Below are 21,057 nucleotides of genomic sequence, written 5' to 3' on the forward strand. Positions count from 1 at the left end.
AATACCTCCTGTTAAGGATCTTTACCTGTTGGCTTTGCCTTTTGGAGCAATGATTTCAACATCCTGGTTTCCACCAACAGGTTTGCGTTTTCTATGTGTTCTTTTGTGATTTGAGAGAGCTTTAGCACTTATGCAGACCTTCCCGCATTGCTGCGGCTGGCCATCCTCTGGAACCAGGATCACGTTGCAGGTTAGTTTTCCGGTGTGGTCTCTTCTTTTGTGATCCGAAAGTGCTCCAATACCCTTGCAGAGCGTCGCGCATGGTCGTGACTGACCATCCTCCCCGACTATTTTTACCTGACAGGTCCTTTGCCTGGTATGGAATCTGCTTTTATGTATTAATAGGGCTTGAGTACTACTACAGACCTTTCCACATGGCTGCGGCTGGTGATGCTCGCCGATCACAGTCAGGTCACAGGTTTGTTGCCCGGTGTGGAGGCTTCTTTTGTGATACAAAAGTAATTGACCATTCTTGCAGACCTTTGCGCATGGCCGCTGCTGACCATCCTCCCCGATCACGGTCAGGTCACAGGTTTTTTGCTCGCTATGGTTGTTTATTTTGTGAGCCAACAGGGCTTGTACATTCTTGCAGACCTTCCCGCATGGCTGCTGTTGCCCGTTCTCCCTGACTACTTTTATGACACAGGTTCTTTGTCCGCTGTGGATGTGTCTTTTGTGTTTCGACAGAGCTATGGCGTTCTTGCAGACCTTCCCGCAAGGTCGCTGCCGACCATCCTTCCTGACCACTGTTGTGTCACAGATTTGTTGCCCGGAGTGCTCTTTTTGTTTGTGCCTCGTCAGGGCAGCAGCATTGTTGCAGAATGTTCCGCATGATCGTTCCTTACCATCTTCCCCGACCACAGTCACGTCACAGGTTCTATGCCCAGTGTGGTATCCGTTTTTGTGAAGTGACAGGGCATGAGCATTCCTGTAGAACTTTCCACATGATCGCTGCTGACCATTCTCAACGCACAGGGTCAGGTCACAGATTAGTTTCTCGCTTTGTTCAGTGGCCTGCCCGGTGACTGTCCGGGAAAGACCAGGTGGCCTTTGACCCCATTGAGGTGTTTCTGTAGCGGTTTGTTGTGTTTCTGAAGTCACCATTAAGGGGGTAAAGTGAGCAGGTGTAGAGGAAATTTCGTTTTCATTGTCAGTTCCGTGCTGACCCAGAATGAGAAGCCCCTGGATTATAATCCAGTCATTAGCGCTGGCAGGCAAATTCCCGGGTATTGTTGCTTTATTACCGGGTGGTCCGATAGGGTCAGCACAAGCAGTCCATGCACTCATTGAATAGGTATGATCCGATAATGATCGGAACTTGCAAACACCATGACAGGGATGGACGAAACAATTTAAACCCAAAGTATGTGACTGTTGTTGAGAGTCTCCGTTACCGTCGGCAGAGCCAGAATACAGGGGACTGTTGAAAGCGCTTGCAGGTTGGCTGCTGGCTTGTGGGGCCTGTTTGCCAGTTGATTGTGATAGCTGGCCTTGTTGTTGCTGTTGTTCAGAGCCAGGCACCATGGTGGTGATCACAAACCTGTGATCTTCCAATGTCAATATAAACGACATATGTATACCAAATGGTTTAAACAGCAATGAATCGGGGTTCCAATAACTTTGTAAAAACCAGCCGACAGCGACAGCCATTTCTATCAGTAGCCATGAATAAGGAGTGGGGCTCAGTGCTGTACCTCTGGTGGCCCGGGTCAGTTCGTAGGTAACCAGCAGATCAGTGGCGTAAAGCCATTGCCAGAAAATGGACTCGATAAGGGGTGTTTTTACCCTGTTACTGTCAGGTCTTTGTCGTTTGTCATAAGGTGGAAAATCTGATCCTGAATAGCTTTTGGTGATGACTGACGGTTTGCCCGACAATGTAAGCGGGTCTGAGTTTATAAAAAAACTCTGGTTTGGAGAGCCAGGATCCTGTTGAAGCTCGAGGACAAAACCCCTTGTTAACGATTCGGCCTGAGCGATGACAGATAACAACAGTAGCAGCAACATTGATGCCGCAAAGAGTGAGTGTTTAATAATTCTATCCTTGTGTTCTGGTTTACAGAAAGCAAGGATAGATCAGGAAAATAAAGATATTTTTTTGTAAAAAAATTCTTGTAGTGATCATTACCTTTTGGTTTTACCTCCTGGAGCACTGAGGTCATCATCCTGGTTCACATCATCAGGCTTGCGTTTTCGATGTATTCTTTCAGGATTCGAGAGAGCTTTAGCACTTATGCAGACCTTCCCGCATGGCTGTGACTGGCCATCTTCCCCAACCACGGTCGAGTCGCAGCTCTTTCGCCCGCTGTGGAATCTGCTTTTGTGAGTTGACAGGGCCTGGGAACTCTTAAAGATTTTTCCGCATTGCTGCGGCGGGCCATCCTGTCCTACCACTGTTAAGTCGCAGGTTTTTGGCCCGCTGTGGGTGTTTCTTTTGTGATCCAGAAGGGTGCGAGCATTCTGGCAGACCTTCCCGCATAGTCGCTGCTGGCCATCCATTTTGACCACTCTTGAGTCACAGCTTTGTCGCCCGGTATGGTCTCTTTTTTTGTGATCCGTGAGGGCTTGAAGATTGTTGCAGACCTTTCCGCATGACCGCTGCTGGCCATCCTCCCTGACTATTGTCAACTGACAGGTTCTTTGCCCGGTATGGTATCTGCTTTTGTGTATCGACAGGGTAGGAACATTCTTGTAGATCTTCCCGCATGGTCCCTGCTTGCCATCCTTTTTGACCACTGTTACGTCACAGATTTGTCGCTCGCTGTGGTCTCTTTTTTTGTGCTCCCACAGTGCTTGAGCATTGATGCAGATCTTTCCGCATTGTCGCTTTCCACCATCCTCTCCAACCACGGCCGTGTAACAGCTTCTTTTCCCGCTATGGTATCTGCTTTTGTGAACCTTCAGGGCCGAAGTACTTTTGCAGATTTTACCACATGGTCGCTGCTGACCATTATCCCCCGACAGGGTCTCGTAACAGGTTCGATTCCCGCTGTGGTCAGTGACTTGTCTGGTGCCTGTCCGGGAAAGACGAGGCGGGCTTTGGCCCCATTGGGGTGATCCTGTTGTTTGTCGGGTTGCTGAAATCGCCATTGGGAATGTGATATGGACAGGTGTAAAGGAAATTTCGGTTTCTTCGTGAGGTTTGTATTTACTCAGACTGAGTAACCCCTCGACTATAATCAGATCTTCAGTGCTGGCAGGCAAATTCCCGGGCGTTGGAACTTCATCTCTCAGTGACACTACAGGGTCAGCACATGCAGTCCCTGTAGTCATTGAATGTGTAGGATCGGACGAAGTTCGTAGCCTGCAAACGCCATGACAGGGATGGACGAAACAATCTAAACCCAGAGTATGTGAGTGTTGTTTAGAGTCTCCATTACCATCGCCGGGGCAGGAATAGAGGGCGTGGCTCATAGCGCTTGCAGTTTGGCGGGTTGGCTGTTTGGTCTGTTGGTCAGCTAATTGTGATAGCTGGCCTTGTTGTTGCCCTTGTCCAGAGCCTGGCTCCACAGTGGTGATCGCAAATATGTGCCCCCCCTGTGTCAATATAGATGACGGCTGTAGTTCAATTGGTTTAAACAGAGGTGAATCGGGGTTCCAAACAGTTTTTAACATCCAGTCGACAGCGAGAACCGTTTCTATCAGTAACCATGAATAAGCGGTGGGGGCCAGCGGTGTGCATCTGGTGGTCAGGGTCAGTTCGTAAGCAACCAGCAGGTTAGTGGCATAAAGCCGTTGCCAGGAAATCGACTCAATGATTGTTGTTTTTACTCTGTAACTGTTATTTTTGTGTCGTATACTATCCGTTGATAAATCTGGTCTTGCATAGCTGCTTGTTTCAGCAAAGTCTGACGGGTTATCCGACCATGTACTTTTGTCTGGTTCTATAAAAAAGCTCTGGCTTGGAAGGCCTTTAATCTGTTGAAATTCGACAGTAAAACATTTTTTCAACGATTCGGCCTGGCCGATGACAGGCAGCAACGCTAACAGCAACATCGATGCCGCAAATGAGTGTTTAATAATACTATCACTGCGTTCTGGTTTACAGAGAAGAAGAATAGATCAAGAAAATAAGGACGTATTCTGTCAAAGTCTCTCTGTTAAAGATCATTACTGATTCGTTTTAGCTTCTGGATGAGTGAGGTTATTGTCCTACTTATCAACAGGCTTGCGTTTTCGATGTACTCTTTTGTGACTTGAGAGATCTTGAGCATTTTTGCAGGCCATCCCGCATAGCTCTGACTGGCCATCCTCTGTGATCAGGATTTCGTTGCAGGTTTGTTGTCCGCTGTGCTCTTTTCTTTTGTGATACGACAGAGCTCCAGAGTTCCTGCATATCATCCCGCATGGCTGCGGCTGGCCATCCTTCGCAATCACGGTCGAGTCACAGGCTCTTTGCCCGCTGTGGAATTTGCTTTTGTGAGTTGACAGGGCTTGAGCACTCTTGCAGACCTTAGCGCACAAACGCGGTTGGTGATCCTCGCCAACCATGGTCACGTCACAGGTTTTTTGCCTGGTGTGTTGGCATCTTTTGTGATCCCACAGTGCTCTGCGGTTGTTGCAGACCTTCCCGCATGGTCGCGGCTGGCCGCCTTTCCCAACGACGGTAAAGTCACAGGTTTTTTGCCCACTGTGCGATTTGCTTTTGTGAATTGACAGGGCTTGAGCATTCTTGCAGACCTCTCCACATGGCCGCGATTGGTGATCCTCATCAACCAGGGGAAAGTCACAGGTTTGTTGTCCGCTGTGGTATCTGCTTTTGTGAACGGAGAAGTCAAAGACACTCTTGAGGACTCTACCGCACGGCTGCTGCCGACCATCCTTTTCGACCACAGTTAGTTCACATACCTTTTGCCCGGTGTGGAGTCTTCTTTTGTGATTCGAAAAATCTTTAGCATTCTTGCAGACTGTCCTGCATGGTAGTAGCTGGCCATCTTCACCAATCACTGTCGTATAACAGGTTCTTTGCCCACTGTGGAGTCTGCTTTTGTGACTTGACAGGGCTTGAGGACTTTTGAAGACCTTTCCGCATAGCCGCAGTTGTTGATCTCCGTCTACCACGGTCAATTGACAGATTTGTTGCTCGGCGTGGAAGTTTCTTTTGTGATCCGACAGAGTCTCGTAATTCTTGCAGACCATCCCGCATGGCCTCGGCTGGCCATCCTTACCTACCACAGCTGAGTCACAGGTTTTTTTCCCGCTGTGCGATCTCTTTTTGTGACTTGCCAGGGCTTGAGCATTCTTGCAGACCTTTCCGCATGGCTGCGGTCTTTGATCCTCGCCAAAGAAGGTAAAGTCACAGGTTTTTTGTCCGGTGTGGTATCCGCTTTTGTGAACGGAGAGGGCACAGGCACTTTTGCAGACTTTCCCGCATGGCTTCTGCTGACCATCCTTCCCGACCAAGGTCACGTCACAGGTTTGTTGCCCGCTATGCAATCTTCTTTTGTGATCCGAAAAAGCTTTAGCGTTTTTACAGATTGCCCTGCATGGCAGCAACTGGCCATTTTTTCCGATCACTGTAACGTCACAGATTTGTTGTTTGCCGTGGACTCTGTTTTTGTGAAGCGACACTGCATAAGCATTCTTGAAGACCTTCCCACATGGCCGTGGCCTGCCATCTTCCCCGACAATTTTCTCTATACAGGTTGTTTGCCCGTTGTGGAATTTGCTTTTGTGAATTGACAGGGCTTGAGCACTCTTGCAGATCTTTCCGCATGACAGCTGCTGGCCATTCCCCCTGGTCACGGTAACATCACAGGTTTGTTGCCCGGTGTGGAAGCTTCTTTTGTGAGACGACAGAGAATTAGCATTTTGGTAAGCCTTTCCACAGGGGCGCAGCTGGCCATCCTTCCTGAATACGATCACTTCACAGATATTTTGCCTGGTATGGACTCTTCTTTGGTGATTCGACAGGGCTTTGGCACTCTTTAAGACTCTCTTGCATTGTCGAAGCAGACCATCTTTCCCGACCAGCATCACGTTGCAGGTTGATTGCCCGGCAGGGGCTGGTGTATTGGTTGCCCCTGCAGCTATTGAGTTCTGGGCGACCCCGTCTGGGGCGACCCCGTCTGGGGCGACCCCGTCTTCACAATTCAGAGACCGTTCAACTGGTTCCATGCTTTTGGGAGATGGTCGGAATTTACAGACGCCACAACAAGTTTGGACAAAACAATTTAAACCCAAAGTATGCTGCTGTTGTTGAGGGTCTTCGTTACCGTCAACCGAGCGAAAATACAGGACGCTGGTGGAGTAGCCTGTGGCCAGCGTGGCATGCTGGCCGGAAGATTCTGTTGTCTGGTCTTGTTGCTGACAAGGTTGTTGGTTATGGTCGGAGCCAAACATTATAACGATGTTGGTAAATGGTTGATCCCCTTGTCTCAGGATGGATGTCGCCTCTTGATGCTTCATCAGGTCAGACAGCAGTATGCCGGGGCTCCAATAGTCTTTTAAAATCCAACCGAAAGCTATAGCCGCTTCCACCGGTAGCCATGAACAAGATGTTGAACTCAGAGGAGAGACTCTGGTGATAAAGATGAGTTCGAAGGCAGCCAGAAGATTCGTGGCGTAAAGCCATCGCCAGGAAATCGACTCAATAATGGTTGTTTTTACTTCGTAATTGTTAGTTATCTGCCGTCTATTGTCGGGTGGTAAATCTGATCTTGCATAACCGTTTGTGTCGGCAAGGCCTGAAGGGTTATCTGACCATTTACTCTGGTATGGCTTTATTGAAAAGCTCTGGTTTGGAAGACCTGCACTCTTTTGAAGCTCGACAATAAAATGCTTTGTCAACAGTTCGGCCTGACTGAAGACAGATAACAACGGTAGCAGCAACAGTGCTGCAGAGAGTGAGAGTTTAATAATTTTATCCTTGGCGATCGGGTTTACAGAAAGGAAGGATAGATCAAGAAAATAAGGGTGTTACTCCATCAAAAACCTTCAATTAAAGATCATTACCTGTTGGCTTTACCTTCTGAAGCACTGAGGTCAGCGTTCTGGCTCACATCAACAGGCTTGCGTTTTCGATGTGTTCCTTTGTGATTCGAGAGATCTTGAGCACTTTTGCAGACCTTCCCGCATCGCCGCTGCTGGCCGTTTACCCCAAGCATGGTCGTGTTACAGGTTTGTTGCCCGCTGTGGTATCTGCTTTTGTGAACGGAGAGAGCACTGGCATTCTTGCAAATTTTCCCACATGGCTGCTGCTGACCCTCCTTTCCGACCAGGATCTCGTCACAGGTTTTTGGCCCGGTGTGGTCCCTTCTTTTGTGATTCGACAGAGTTCCATAACTCCTGCAGACCATCCCGCATGGCCGCAGCTGGCCATCCTCCCCAATCACGCTAGAATTACAGGTTCTTTCTCCACTGTGGAATGAGCTTTTGTGAGTTGAAAGGGCTTTAGCATTCTTGTAGATATTTCCGCATGGCCGCAGTTGGCCATCCTCCCCAATCACTTTAGAGTTACAGGTTTTTTGCCCGGTGTGGTGTCTTCTTTTGTGATCCGAAAGAGCCCGAGAATCCCTGCAGACTAACCCACATGGTCGTGGCAGGTTATTCTCCCCAATCACGATCGAGTTGCAGGTTTTCTGGCCGCTGTGGAATTTGTATTTGTGATTTGACAGGGTTTGGGCACTCCGGAAGACCCTTCCGCATGGCCATGATTGCTGATCCTCGCTAACCACGGTCACGCTACAGATTTTTTGCCCTCCGTGGAATTTGTCTTTGTGATACGTCAGGCTAGCGCTCCTGCAGACAGTTCCGCATGGCTGCTGCTGGCCATTCACCCCGATCACAGTGACGTCACAGATTTGTCTCCCGGGGTGGAAGTTTCTTTTATGAGACCATAGAGAATGAGCATTTTTGCAGACTGTTCCGCATGGCCGCAGTTGGTTGTCCTCGCCAACCAGGGGAAAGTCACAGATTTTTTGCCCGCTATGGTATCCGCTTTTGTGAACGGACAGGGCAAGGGCATTCTTGCAGACTTTCCCGCATGGCCGCTGCTGACCATACTCCCCGACTGTGGTTAAATCACAGGTTTGTTGCCCGGTATGGTATCCGCTTTTGTGAACGGAGAGGGCAAGGGCATTTTTGTAGACTTTCCCACATGGTTGCGACTTACCATTTTCCCCGATAATGGCCAAGTCACAGGTTTTTTGCCCGCTGTGTAATTTACTTTTGTGAATCAACAGGGCTTTAGCATTCTTGAAGACTCTCCCGCATTGCTGAAGCTGGCCACCCTCCCCAACTACTACTTCTACATTGCAGGTTATCTGCCCGGCAGAGGCTCTTGTCTCGGTTGTTCCTGCACACATTGAGTTCGGGGCGACCCCGTCTAAGGCGACCCCGTCTAAGGCGACCCCGTCAAAGACGAACTCGTCTAGGGCGAACTCGTCTAGGGCGAACTCGTCCAGGGCGAACTCGTCTAGGGCGAACTCGTCCAGGGCGAACTCGTCTAGGGCGAACTCGTCTAGGGCGACCCCGTCTAAGGCGACCCCGTCTAAGGCGACCCCGTCTTCACAATTCAACAACCATTCAGCTGGCCCCGTGCTTTCGGAAGATGGTCGGAATATACAAACGCCATAACAGGGCTGGACGAGGCAATTTAAACCCAATGTGTGCTGCTGCTGTTGAGGATCTTCATTACCGTCCCCCGAGCGAGAATACAGGACGCTGGTAAAATAGCTTACGGCCATCGGGGTCTGCTGCCCGGTTGATTCTGATCGCTGGTCCTGTTGCTGACAAGGTTGTTGGTTATTTCCAGAGCCAAACATTATAGCGATGTTGCTAAATGGCTGATTCTCCTGTTTCAGGATGGATGTCGCCTCTTGTTGTTCCTCTTGATGTTCTATCGGGTTAAACATCAGTGAATTGAGATTCCAATAACTTTTTAAAAACCAACCGACAGTTACAGCCGCTTCTACCGGTAGCCATGAACAGGGTGTGGAGCCCAGAGGTGTGAGGTCTCTGGTAATTAGGGGCGGGTCGAAGGCAGCCAGCAGATTCGTGGCGTAAAGCCATTGCCAGGAAATCGACTCAATGATAGTTTTTTTTACTCCATAATTGGGGGTTATTTGTCGTGTGTTATCGGTGGCTAAATCTGGCCTTGCATAGCCGTTTTGGCAGGCAGGGCCAGACGGGATATACGACCATGTACGCTGTTCTGGGTTTATTGAAAAGCTCTGTTTTGGAAGGCCTGCACTCTGTTGAAGCTCGACAATAAAATGGCTTGTCAACGGTTCGGCCTGGCCGATGACGGGCAATAAAGCTGACAGCAACTGCAGTGCCGCATGGAGTGAGAGTTCAATAATTCTACCCTTGCGTTCTGGTTTACAGAAAGGAAGGATAGACCAGAAAAATAAGGGTGTTACTCTGTCAATAACCTTCAGTTGAAGAGCGTTATCTGTCGGCTCTACCTTTTGGACCACTGACATCATCATCCTGTTTCACATCAACAGGCTTGCGTTTTCGATGTGTTCTTTTGTGATTTGAGAGATCTTTATTATTTTTGCAGACCTTCCCGCATGGCTGCGGCTGGCCTTCCACCCCAATCACGGTCGTGTTACAGGTTTTTTGTCCGCTGTGGCAATTGCTTTTGTGATTTGACAGGGCTCGAGCACACTTGAAGACTTTTGCGCATGGTCGCGGTTGCTGATTCTCACCAATCACGGTCACGTCACATTTTTTTTGCCCTGTGTGGTATCCGCTTTTGTGAATGGAGAGGGCACTGGCATTCTTGCAGACTTTCCCGCATGGACGTGGCTGGCCATCCTCCCAGACCAGTGTCACGTCACAGATTTTTAGCTTGGTGTGGTTTCTTCTTTTGTGATCCGACAGAGCTCCATAATTCCTGCAGACCATCCCGCATGGCCGCGGCTGGCCATTATCCCCAACCACGGTTGAGTTACAGGTTCTTGGTCCACTGTGGAATGTGCTTTTGTGAGTAGACAGGGCTTTAGCATTCTTGCAGATATTTCCGCATGGCCTCATTTGGCCATCCTCCCCAATCACGTTAGAGCTACAGATTTTTTGCCCGGTGTGGTCTCTTCTTTTGTGATCCGAAAGAGTTTGAGAATCCTTGCAGACTACCCCGCATCGCTGCGGCAGGTCATTCTCGCCAATCAGGGTCGAGTTACAGGCTTTTTGGCCGCTGTGGAATTTGCGTTTGTGATTTGACAGGCTTTGAGCACTCTCGCAGACCCTTCCGCACGGCCATGATTGGTAATCCTCGCCAACCACGGTCACGTCACAGGTTTGTTGCCCTCTGTGGTATCTGCTTTTGTGAGCCGACAGGGCAGGAGGATTTTTGCAGACCTTCCTGCATTGTCGAAACTTGCCACCTTCCCCAACGACTATCATGTCACAGATTTGTTGCTTGCCGTGGAATCTGTATTTGTGGGACAACAGGGTGTGGGCATTCTTGCAGACCGTCCCGCATGGTTGCGGCTTGCCGTCTTCCGCGATCATTGTCACGTCGCAGGTTTTTTGCTCGCTATGGAATATTTTTTTGTGATACGACAGTTCTTGATTATTCCTGCAGGCTCTTCCACATGGCTGCTGCTGGCCATTCTCCCCGATCACTTTGACGTCACAGATTTGTTTCCCGGTGTGGAAGTTTCTTTTGTGAGACAACAGAGAGTTAACATTTTTGCAGACCTTTCCACATAGCTGCAGCTGGCCATCCTCCCTGAACACGGTCACGTCACAGGTTTTTTGCCTGGAATGGACTGTTCTTTTGTGATTCGACAAGGTTTGAGCACTCTTGAAGACTTTCTCGCATTGCCGAAGCTGGCCATCCTTTCCGACCACTATCATGTTGCATGCCTGCCAGGCAGGGGCCGATGTATTGGTTGCCCCTGAACCCATTGACTCCGTGTTGGCTCGATCCAAGGCGACCCCGTCTAAGGCGACCCCGTCTAAGGCGACCCCGTCTAAGGCGACCCCGTCTTCACAATTCAACGACCATTCAGCTGGCCCCGTGCTTTCGGAAGAGGGTTGGAATTTACAGACACCGTAACAGGGTTGGACGAAGCAATTTAAACCCAGAGTATGTTGCTGTTGTTGAGGGTCTTCGTTACCGTCACCCGAGCGAGAAGACAGGACGCTGGTAAAATAACTTATGGCCACCGAGGTCTGCTGGCCGGTTGATTCTGAGGGTTGGTCCTGTTGCACACAGGGTTGTTGATTATTTCCAGAGCCAAAGGTTATAGCGAGGTTGCTAAATGGCTGATCCCCCCGTCTCAGGATGGATGTCGCCTCTTGATGTTTCTCTTGACGTCCCAGAGGGTTAAACAGCAGTAAATCGATACTCCAATAACTTTTTAAAAACCAACCGACAGCTATAGCCGCTTCTACCGGTAGCCATGAACAAGGTATGGAGCTCAGAGGCTTGGTGTCCCTGGTAGTAAAGGTCAGTTCGAAGGCAACCAGCAGACTCGTGGCATAGAGGCATTGCCAGGAAATCAACTCTATGATGGTTTTTTTTACTCCGTGATTGTTGGATATTTGTCGTTTTTTATCGGGCGGTAAATCTTGTCTTGCATGGCCATGTTTGTTGGCAGGGCCTGCACTCTCTTGAAGTTCGACAATAAAATGCTTTGTCAACGGTTCGCCGTGGCCGATGACGGGCAACAACGGTAGCAGCAACAGCAGTGCCGCAGAGAGTGAGAACTTAATAATTCTATCCTTGCGTTCTGTTTTACAGAAAGGAAGGATAGACCAGGAGAATAAGGATGTTACTTTATCGTTACTTTATCGAATGAGCGTAAAACCCCGTACTTTTAGAGGGTGTCGCAAAACTTCAACAGCTCGTTCTCGCGCTCTGAAGTCGTCATTCCCGCGAAGGCGGGAATCCAGCGCCAACGGTGGATCTCTGCCTTCTCGGGGATGACAAGGCCAGGGGGACACCGGGCAGTATGGTTCTGGTGGAGAGTCAGTGTGGATTCCCGCCTTCGCGGGAATGACGAGAATGAAGCCGGGAATGACGAGAATGAAGCCGGGAATGACGAGAATGAAGTCGGGAATGACGAGAATGAAGCCGGGAATGACGAGAATGAAGTCGGCAATGACGGGAGTCAACGCGTTCCCACGCCGGAGAGAGTTTTGCGATACCCTCTTTAGGGTGGGGAGGATGTCAAGAAAACCTACAGTCGAAGACCATTACCTGTCGGCTTCGCCTTTTGGATTACTGAGATCATCATCCTGTTTCACATCAACAGGCTTGCGTTTTCGATGTGTTCCTTTGTGACTCAAGAGATCTTTAGCACTTTTGCAGACCTTCCCGCATGGCTGCGGCTGGCCGTCCAACCCAACTACGATCGTGTTACAGGTTTGTTGCCCGTTGTGGTATCTGCTTCTGTGAACGGAGAGAGCACTGGCATTCTTGCAGACTTTCCCGCATGGCTGCGGCAGGCCATCTTCCCCGACCACGGACACGTCACAGTTTTGTTGCCCTCTGTGGTATTTGCTTTTGTGAACCGACAGTGCCAGAGCATTTTTGCAGACCTTCTTGCATTGTCGCTGCTTGCCATCTTCCCCTACTGTTATCGCGTCACAGATTTTTTGCTCGCCGTGGACTCTGTATCTGTGGTACAACAGGGTATAAGTATTTTTGCAGATCCTCCCGCAGGGTTGCGGCTGGCCATCTTCCCCGATAATGGCCTCGTCACAGGTTTTTTGCTCGCCGTGGAATTTGTTTTTGTGTTCCGACAGGTTTTGAGCACTCCTGCAGACTGTTCCGCATGGCTGCTGCTGACCATTTCCCCCGATCACATTGACGGCACAGATTTGTTTCCCGGTGTGGAAGTTTCTTTTGTGAGACGACAGAGAATGAGTATTTTTGCAGACCTTTCCACATGGCTGCAGCTGGCCATTCTCCCCAACCACGGTTGAGTCACAGGTTTTTTGCCTGCTGTGGAATATGCTTTTGTGTCGTGACAGGGCTGCAGCATTCTTGCAGACTTTCCCACATGGTCGCGACTGGCCATTATCCCCAACCACGGTTGAGTCACAGGTTTTTTGCCCGCTGTGGAGTGTGCTTTTGTGTTGTGACAGGGCTGCAGCATTCTTGCAGACTTTCCCACATGGTCGCGGCTGGCCATTATCCCCAACCACTGTTGAGTCACAGGTTTTTTGCTCGCTGTGGAATGTGCTTTTGTGATGTTTCAGGGCTGCAGCATTCTTGCAGACTTTCCCGCACGGCTGATGACCATCCTCCCCGACCACGGTCACGTCACAGGTTTGTTGCCTGGTGTGGTAGAGTCTTTTGTGAGACGACAGAGAATCAGCATTTTTGTAGACTCTTCCGCATGGCTGCGGCTGGCCATCTTCCCTGAACACGGGCGCGTCACAGATTTTTTGCCTGGAATGGACTCTTTTTTTGTGATTACGCAGGGCTTGAGCAGTTTTGAAGATTCTCTTGCATTGCAGCAGCTGCCCGACCTCCCCAACCACTACCACGTTGCAGGTTGCCTGCCCGGTAGAGGCTCCCCTATCGGTTGTCTTTGTAGCCATTGAGTTCGGGGCGACCCCGTCTGAGGCGACCCCGTCTTCACAGTTCAGCGACCATTCAGCTGGCTCCGTGCTTTCGGAAGATGGTTGGAATTTACAGACACCATAACAGGGTTGGACGAAGCAATTTAAATCCAGAGTATGTTGCTGTTGTTGAGGGTCTTCGTTACCGTCACTCGAGCGAGAAGACAGGACTCTGGTGAAATAACTTATGGCCAGCGAGGTCTGCTGGCCGGTTGATTCTGAGGGTTGGTCCTGTTGCACACAGGGTTGTTGATTATTTCCAGAGCCAAAGGTTATAGCGAGGTTGCTAAATGGCTGATCCCCCCGTCTCAGGATGGATGTCGCCTCTTGATGTTTCTCTTGACGTCCCAGAGGGTTAAACAGCAGTAAATCGATACTCCAATAACTTTTTAAAAACCAACCGACAGCTATAGCCGCTTCTACCGGTAGCCATGAACAAGGTATGGAGCTCAGAGGCTTGGCGTCCCTGGTAGTAAAGGTCAGTTCGAAGGCAACCAGCAGACTCGTGGCATAGAGGCATTGCCAGGAAATCAACTCTATGATGGTTTTTTTTACTCCGTGATTGTTGGATATTTGTCGTTTTTTATCGGGCGGTAAATCTTGTCTTGCATGGCCATGTTTGTTGGCAGGGCCTGCACTCTCTTGAAGTTCGACAATAAAATGCTTTGTCAACGGTTCGCCGTGGCCGATGACGGGCAACAACGGTAGCAGCAACAGCAGTGCCGCAGAGAGTGAGAACTTAATAATTCTATCCTTGCGTTCTGTTTTACAGAAAGGAAGGATAGACCAGGAGAATAAGGATGTTACTTTATCGTTACTTTATCGAATGAGCGTAAAACCCCGTACTTTTAGAGGGTGTCGCAAAACTTCAACCGCTCGTTCTCACGCTCTGAAGTCGTCATTCCCGCGAAGGCGGGAATCCAGCGCCAACGGTGGATCTCTGCCTTCTCGGGGATGACAAGGCCAGGGGGACACCGGGCAGTAGGGTTCTGGTGGAGAGTCAGTGTGGATTCCCGCCTTCGCGGGAATGACGAGAATGAAGCCGGGAATGACGAGAATGAAGCCGGGAATGACGAGAATGAAGCCGGCAATGACGGGAGTCAACGCGTTCCCACGCCGGAGAGAGTTTTGCGATACCCTCTTTAGGGTGGGGAGGATGTCAAGAAAACCTACAGTCGAAGACCATTACCTGTCGGCTTCGCCTTTTGGATTACTGAGATCATCATCCTGTTTCACATCAACAGGCTTGCGTTTTCGATGTGTTCCTTTGTGACTCAGGAGATCTTCAGCACTTTTGCAGACCTTCCCGCATGGTCGCGGCTGGCCGTCCACCCCAATCACGGTCGTGCTACAGGTTTGTTGTCCGCTGTGGTATCTGCTTTTATGATTTGACAGGGCTCGAGCACACTTGAAGACCTTTGCGCATGGTCGTGGTTGCTGATTCTCACCAAACACGGTCACGTCACAGTTTTTTTGCCCTGTGTGGTATCCGCTTTTGTGAACGGAGAGGGCACAGGCATTCTTGCTGACTTTCCCGCATGGCCTCGACTGGCCATCCTCCAAGACCACGATTACGTCACAGATTTTTAGCTTGGTGTGGTGTCTTCTTTTGTGATCCGACAGGGCACGAGCATTCTTGTAGACCTTCCCGCATGGCTGCTGCTGACCATCCTCCCCAACCAGGGTCAAATGACAGGTTTGTTGTCCGGTATGATAGTTGCTTTTGTGAGCCGACAGGGCAGCAGCATTTTTGCAGACCTTCTTGCATTGTTGCTGCTTGCCACCTTCCCCGACGACTGTCGCGTCACAGATTTGTTGCTTGCCGTGGACTCTGTATTTGTGGAACAACAGGTTATAAGTATTCTTGCAGATCCTCCCGCAGGGTTGCGACTGGCCATCTTCCCCGATAATGGCCACGTTACAGGTTTTTTGCCCACCGTGGACTTTGATTTTGTGTTCCGACAGGTTTTGAGCACTCTTGCAGACTGTTCCGCATGGCTGCTGCTGGCCATTCCCCCCGATCACATTGACCTCACAGATTTGTTTCCCGGTGTGGGAGTTTCTTTTGTGAGACGACAGAGAATGAGCATTTTTGTAGACCTTTCCACATGGCCGCAGCTGGCCATTCTCCCCAACCACGGTTGAGTCACAGGTTTTTTGCTGACTGTGGAAGCGTCTTTTGTGAGATGACAGAGAATCAGCATTTTTGTAGAGCTTTCCACATGGCCGTAGCTGGCCATTCGCCCCAACCACAGTTGAATCACAGGTTTTTTGCCCGCTGTGGAATTTGCTTCTGTGATTTGACAGGGCTAGAGCATTCTTGCAGACTTTCCCGCATGGCCGCAGCGGGCCATTCTCCCCAATCACGGTCGAGTCACAGGTTTTTTGCCCGCTGTGGAATTTGCTTTTGTGATGTGACAGGGCTACAGCATTCTTGCAGACTTGCCCGCATTGCTGCTGACCATCTTCCCCGATCACGGAGACGTCACAGGTTTTTTGCCCGGTGTGGAAGCGTCTTTTGTGAGACGACAGAGAATCAGCATTTTTGTAGACTTTTCCGCATTGCAGCAGCTGCCCAACCTCCCCAACCACTACCAGGTTACAGGTTGCCTGCCCGGCAGAGGCCCCTCTATCGGTTGCCCTTATAGCCATTGAGTCCGGGGCGACCCCGTCTTCACAATTCAGCGACCATTCAGCTGGTCCCGTGCTTTCGGAAGATGGTTGGAATTTACAGACACCATAACAGGGCTGGACGAAGCAATTTAAACCCAGAGTATGCTGCTGTTGTTGAGGACCTTCTTCACCGTCCCCCGTGCGAGAATACTGGACGCTGGTGGAATAGCCTTTGGCTGCCGGAGCTTGCCGATCGGGTGATGCTGATGACTGGTCCTGTTGCTGACAGGGTTGTTGATTATTTCCAGAGCCAAACGTTATAGCGATGTTGCTAAATAGCTGATCTCCCTGTCTCAGGATGGATGTCGCCTCTTGCTGTTCCACCAAGTTAAACAACAATGAATTGATACTCCAATAACTTTTTAAAAACCAACCGACAGTCAGAGCCGCTTCTACCGGTAGCCATGAACAAGGTGTGGAGCTCAGAGTCGTGGCGTCTCTGGTGGTGAGGGTCAGTTCGAAGGCAACCAGCAGATTCGTGGCATAAAGCCATTGCCGGGAAATCGACTCAATGATGGCTTTTTTTACTCTATAATTGGTGAATATTTGTCGTTTGTTATCGAGCGGTAAGTCTTGTCTTGCATGGCCATTTTTGTTGGCATGACCTGCACTCTCTTGAAGCTCGACAATAAAATGCTTTGTCAACGGTTCGCCGTGGCCGATGACGGGCAACAACGTTAGCAGCAACAGCAGTGTCGCAGAGAGTGAGAACTTAATAATTCTATCCTTGCGTTCTGGTTTACAGAAAGAAAGGATAGACCAGGAGAATAAGGATGTTATTCTGTGAAAACCTTCAGTCGAAGACCGTTACCTGTCGGCTTTGCCTTTTGGATTACTGAGATCATCATCCTGTTTTACATCAACAGGCTTGCGTTTTCGATGGTCACATTTTTGTTGCCCTCTGTGGTATTTGCTTTTGTGAACCGACAGTGAAAGAGCATTTTTGCAGACCTTCTTGCATTGTCGCTGCCTGCCACCTCCCCCGAAGACTATCGCGTCACAGATTTGTTGCTTGCCGTGGACTCTGTACTTGTGGAACAACAGGTTATAAGTATTCTTGCAGATCCTCCCGCATGGCTGCGGCTGGCCATCTTCCCCGATAATGACCTCCTCACAGGTTTTTTGCTCGCCGTGGAATTTGTTTTTGTGTTCCGACAGGTTTTGAGCACTCCTGCAGACTGTTCCGCATGGCTGCTGCTGGCCATTCCCCCCGATCACATTGACGTCACAGATTTGTTTCCCGGTGTGGAAGTTTCTTTTGTGAGACGACAGAGAATGAGCACTTTTGCAGAGCTTTCCACATGGCCGCAGCTGGCCATTCTCCCCAGCCACGGTTGAGTCACAGGTTTGTTGCCCGGTGTGGAAGTTTCTTTTGTGAGACGACAGAGAATCAGCATTTTTGCAGAGCTTTCCACATGGCCGCAGCTGGCCATTCTCGTCAACCACGGATGAATTACAGGTTTTTTGTCCGCTGTGGAAGTTTCTTTTGTGAGACGACAGAGAATCAACATTTTTGTAGACTTTTCCGCATGGCCGCAGCTGGCCATCTTCCCTGAACACGGCCACATCACAGATTTTTTGCCCGGTATGGACTCTTTTTTTGTGATTACGCAGGGCTTGAGCAGTTTTGAAGATTCTCTGGCATTGCTTCAGCTGCCCGACGTCCCCAAACACTACCACGTTGCAGGTTGCCTGCCCGGCAGAGGCCACCCTATCGGTTGCCCTTGTACCCATTGATTTCGAGGCGACCCCGTCTAAGGCGACCCCGTCTTCATAATTCAGCGACGATTCAGCTGGCCCCGTGCTTTCGGAAGAGGGTCGGAATTTACAAACACCATAACAGGGCTGGACGAAGCATTTTAAACCTAAGGTATGTTGCTGTTGTTGAGGGTCTTCGTTACCGTCACACGAGCGAGAATACAGGACACTGGTAGAATAGCCCGTGGCTACCGGAGCGTGCTGGCCGGATGATTCTGATGACTGGTCTTGTTGTTGACAGGGTTGTTGGTTATTTCCAGAGCAAAGCATTATAGCGATGTTGGTAAATGGTAGATCTCCATGTCTCAAAATGGATGTCGCCTCTTGTTGCTCCTCTTGATGCTCCATCGGATTAAACTGCAGTGAACTGGGGCTCCAATAGCTTTTCAAAAACCAACTGACAGCAATAGCGGCTTCTACAGGTAGCCATAAACAGGGCGTAGAGTTCAGATTGGAGACTCTGGCGGTAAAGATCAGTTCGACGGCAGTCAGCAAATTCGAGGCGTAAAGCCATCGCCAGGAAATTGACTCAATGATAGTTGTTTTTACTTCGTAATTGTTAGATATCTGACGTACATTACAGGATGGTAAATCTAGTCTTGAGTAAATGTCGATGTCGGCAACGCCTGAGGTTTATCCGACCATTTACTCCGGTATGACTCGATTGAAAAGCTCTGTTTTGGAAGACCTGAATTCTGTTGAAGCTCGACAATAAAACGACCTGTCAACGGTTCGGCCTTGCCGATGGCAGATAAGAACAGTAGCAGAAAAAGTGGTGTCGAAAAAAGTGAGTTTTTAATAATCCTGTCCTTGCGTTCCGATATACAGAAAGGAAGGATAGATCAAGAAAGTAAGCGTGTTTCCCTGTCAAAAACCTGCTATTGAAGATCGTTACTTATTTGCGTTATCTTTTGGGGGCTGAAGTCACCGTCCCGGTCAACATTTTCAGGCTTGCGTTTTCGATGTGTTCTTTTGTGATTCGACAGGGCGATAGCATTCTGGCAGACCTCTCCACACGATCGCCACTGGCCATCCTTCCCGACCACTCTAGCGTCACAGATTTGTTGCCCGGTATGGTCTTTTTTTTTGTGATCCGAGAGGGCTTGAATATTGTTGCAGACCTTTTCGCATGGTCGTTTTTTACCATCATTGCCGACCACTATCACATCACAGGTTCTTTGCCCGGTATGGTATTTGCACTTGTGATCAGAGAGGGCTCTGGCACTATTGTAGACCTTACCGCATGGCCGCTGCTGGTTATCCTCTCCGACCACGGTTGCTTCACAGGTTTTTTGTTCACTGTGGTTTCTGATTTTATGAGTCAACAGGGCCGCAAAATTTTTGCAGATCTTCCCGCATGTTCGCTGCTGGCTATCTTCTCCGACCAGTTTTATGTCACAGATTTGTTGTCCGGTGTGGTACCTTCTATTGTGATCCCGCAGGGTTTGAAGATTCCTGCAGACCTTTCTGCATGGCTGCTCCTTGCCGTCATTCCCGAGCAATGTCGCGTCACAGATTTGTTGTCCGGTGTGGTACCTTCTATTGTGATCCCGCAGGGCTTGAATATTCCTGCAGACCTTTCCACATGGCTGCTCCTTGCCGTCATCCCCGAGCAATGTCGCGTCACAGGTTTTTTGCCCGGTATGGTATTTGCCTTTGTGATCAGACAGGGCTCTGGCGCTACTGTAGCTCTTCCCGCATGTTCGCTGCAGGCCATCTTTTCCGATCACCATCAGATCACAGGTTTGTTGTCCGCCGTGGATTTTTCTTTTGTGATTCGTCAGGGCGCGAGCATTCAGGCAGACCTTTCTGCATGGTCGCCGCAGGCCATTTTCTCCGGTCACCATCAGAGTACAGGTTCTTTGTCCGCTGTGGGCTTTTCTTTTGTGATCCGTCAGGACGCGAGCGTTCTTGCAGACCTTTCCGCAAGGTCGCCGCAGGCCATCCTTCCTGACCACTCTTGCGTCGCAAGTTCTTTGCCCGGTGTGGTATCTGCTTTTGTGATTCGTCAGGACGGTAGCATTCTTGCAGACCTTTCCGCAAGGTCGCTGCAGGCCATCCTTCCCGACCACTTCTGCGTCGCAAGTTTTTTGCCCGCTGTGGTATCTGCTTTTGTGGGCCGACAGGGAGTGAATATTGTTGAAGACCTTCCCGCATGGTCGCCGTTGGCCATTCTCCTCGGCCAGCATCCAGTCACAAGTTCGTTTCCCGCTGTGGCTTCTGGCTTCACTTGTGCCTTTCTGAGAGAGATGGGGTGGGCTTTTCCCCCATTGGGATGGTTTTGTCGTTTGTTCTGTTACTAAAGTTTCCATTGACGGGGTGAAATGCACAGGCGCACAGGAAATTACGGTTTCTTTAAGAGGGCCTTGATTACGAAGACTGAGTAATCCGTTGATTATAATCAAATCATCAGAAGTGACAGACACACCCCCGGGCATTCGTAGATTATCAGGTTGATGTGCCTGAGGCTGAAAGGTTTGGCCAGAAGCCCATTGGCGCTGAAGACTATTCATTGATCGAAATCTGCAAACGCCATGACAAGGATAGATGAAACAGTTTAAATCTAATGTGTGTTGGTGTTGTTGAGGGGCTTCGTCACCATTACCAGAGCCCGAATACTGAACGCTGATGAAATAGCCTTTAGAGCGTTTAGGTGTTTCGGGTGCTTGCTGGTCAGATGATTCTGATGGTTGGCCTTGTTGTTCATCTCCGGAATCTGGCTCCATAGCAGTGACCACAAACGGGAGTCCCTCCTGTGTCAATATAGATTCAGACTGTCGTTCAATCGGTTTAAACAGCAGTGAATTGGGGTTCCAATAGCTTTTTAAAAGCCAGCCGACGGTGACAACCGTTTCTATCTGTAGCCATGGATAAGGGGTGGGACTCAGAGGGATGTCTTTGGTGGTCAGGATCAGCTCGTAAGCAAGCAGCAGGTTAGTGGCGTAGAGCCATTGCCAGGAAATTGACTCAATGAAGGTCATTTTTATGTCATAATTATACGTCATTTGACGTTCTAAATTTGTGTCAGCAACGTCTGACGGGTTACTCGCCAATTTAAGCCCGTCCGGCTTCATAGTAAAATTCTGGTTTAGAGTACTTGTATCC

General features: G+C 49.6%; 11 protein-coding genes. All 11 read right to left on the reverse strand.

What is annotated here, in order from left to right:
• Positions 1–21: 21 nt before the first annotated feature.
• Entirely contained in the window at positions 22–2,004 is a 1,983-nt protein-coding gene (locus tag ACO6VG_RS11470; protein ID WP_422473957.1) for a hypothetical protein, read from the reverse strand.
• 117 nt (positions 2,005–2,121) lie between these two features.
• Positions 2,122–3,993: a hypothetical protein gene (locus ACO6VG_RS11475; protein ID WP_422132388.1), complete on the reverse strand. Its 1,872-nt coding sequence runs from the start codon at positions 3,991–3,993 to the stop codon at positions 2,122–2,124.
• 156 nt (positions 3,994–4,149) lie between these two features.
• A complete protein-coding gene (locus ACO6VG_RS11480; protein WP_422473959.1) occupies positions 4,150–6,828 on the reverse strand; it encodes a hypothetical protein in 2,679 nt (892 codons plus the stop codon).
• A gap of 119 nt (positions 6,829–6,947) precedes the next feature.
• Positions 6,948–9,422 carry a hypothetical protein gene (locus ACO6VG_RS11485; protein ID WP_422473961.1) on the reverse strand — a complete coding sequence of 825 codons (2,475 nt, stop codon included), beginning with the start codon at positions 9,420–9,422 and terminating at the stop codon, positions 6,948–6,950.
• A complete protein-coding gene (locus ACO6VG_RS11490; RefSeq protein ID WP_422473963.1) occupies positions 9,388–11,622 on the reverse strand; it encodes a hypothetical protein in 2,235 nt (744 codons plus the stop codon). Before ACO6VG_RS11490 ends, ACO6VG_RS11485 begins: the two co-directional genes overlap by 35 nt.
• Before the next feature lie 117 nt (positions 11,623–11,739).
• Positions 11,740–12,066, reverse strand: coding sequence for a hypothetical protein (locus ACO6VG_RS11495; protein ID WP_422473965.1), 327 nt, complete (start codon positions 12,064–12,066; stop codon positions 11,740–11,742).
• A gap of 81 nt (positions 12,067–12,147) precedes the next feature.
• The gene (locus tag ACO6VG_RS11500; protein WP_422473967.1) at positions 12,148–14,223 is read right to left on the reverse strand and encodes a hypothetical protein; all 2,076 of its coding nucleotides are present in this window, start codon (positions 14,221–14,223) and stop codon (positions 12,148–12,150) included.
• 180 nt (positions 14,224–14,403) lie between these two features.
• Positions 14,404–14,625, reverse strand: coding sequence for a hypothetical protein (locus ACO6VG_RS11505; RefSeq protein ID WP_422442188.1), 222 nt, complete (start codon positions 14,623–14,625; stop codon positions 14,404–14,406).
• Between the two features lie 81 nt (positions 14,626–14,706).
• A complete protein-coding gene (locus ACO6VG_RS11510) occupies positions 14,707–16,869 on the reverse strand; it encodes a hypothetical protein (RefSeq protein WP_422473969.1) in 2,163 nt (720 codons plus the stop codon).
• Positions 16,870–17,001: 132 nt separating this feature from the next.
• Positions 17,002–18,300 (reverse strand): hypothetical protein, encoded by a 1,299-nt coding sequence (locus ACO6VG_RS11515; protein ID WP_422473971.1) that lies wholly within the window; start codon positions 18,298–18,300, stop codon positions 17,002–17,004.
• Positions 18,301–18,830: 530 nt separating this feature from the next.
• Positions 18,831–20,957, reverse strand: a complete 2,127-nt coding sequence (locus tag ACO6VG_RS11520; RefSeq protein ID WP_422412491.1) for a hypothetical protein — start codon at positions 20,955–20,957, stop codon at positions 18,831–18,833.
• Between the last annotated feature and the right edge of the window lie 100 nt (positions 20,958–21,057).

This window comes from Endozoicomonas sp. ALB032 (assembly GCF_049310125.1).
Lineage (GTDB): Bacteria > Pseudomonadota > Gammaproteobacteria > Pseudomonadales > Endozoicomonadaceae > Endozoicomonas_A.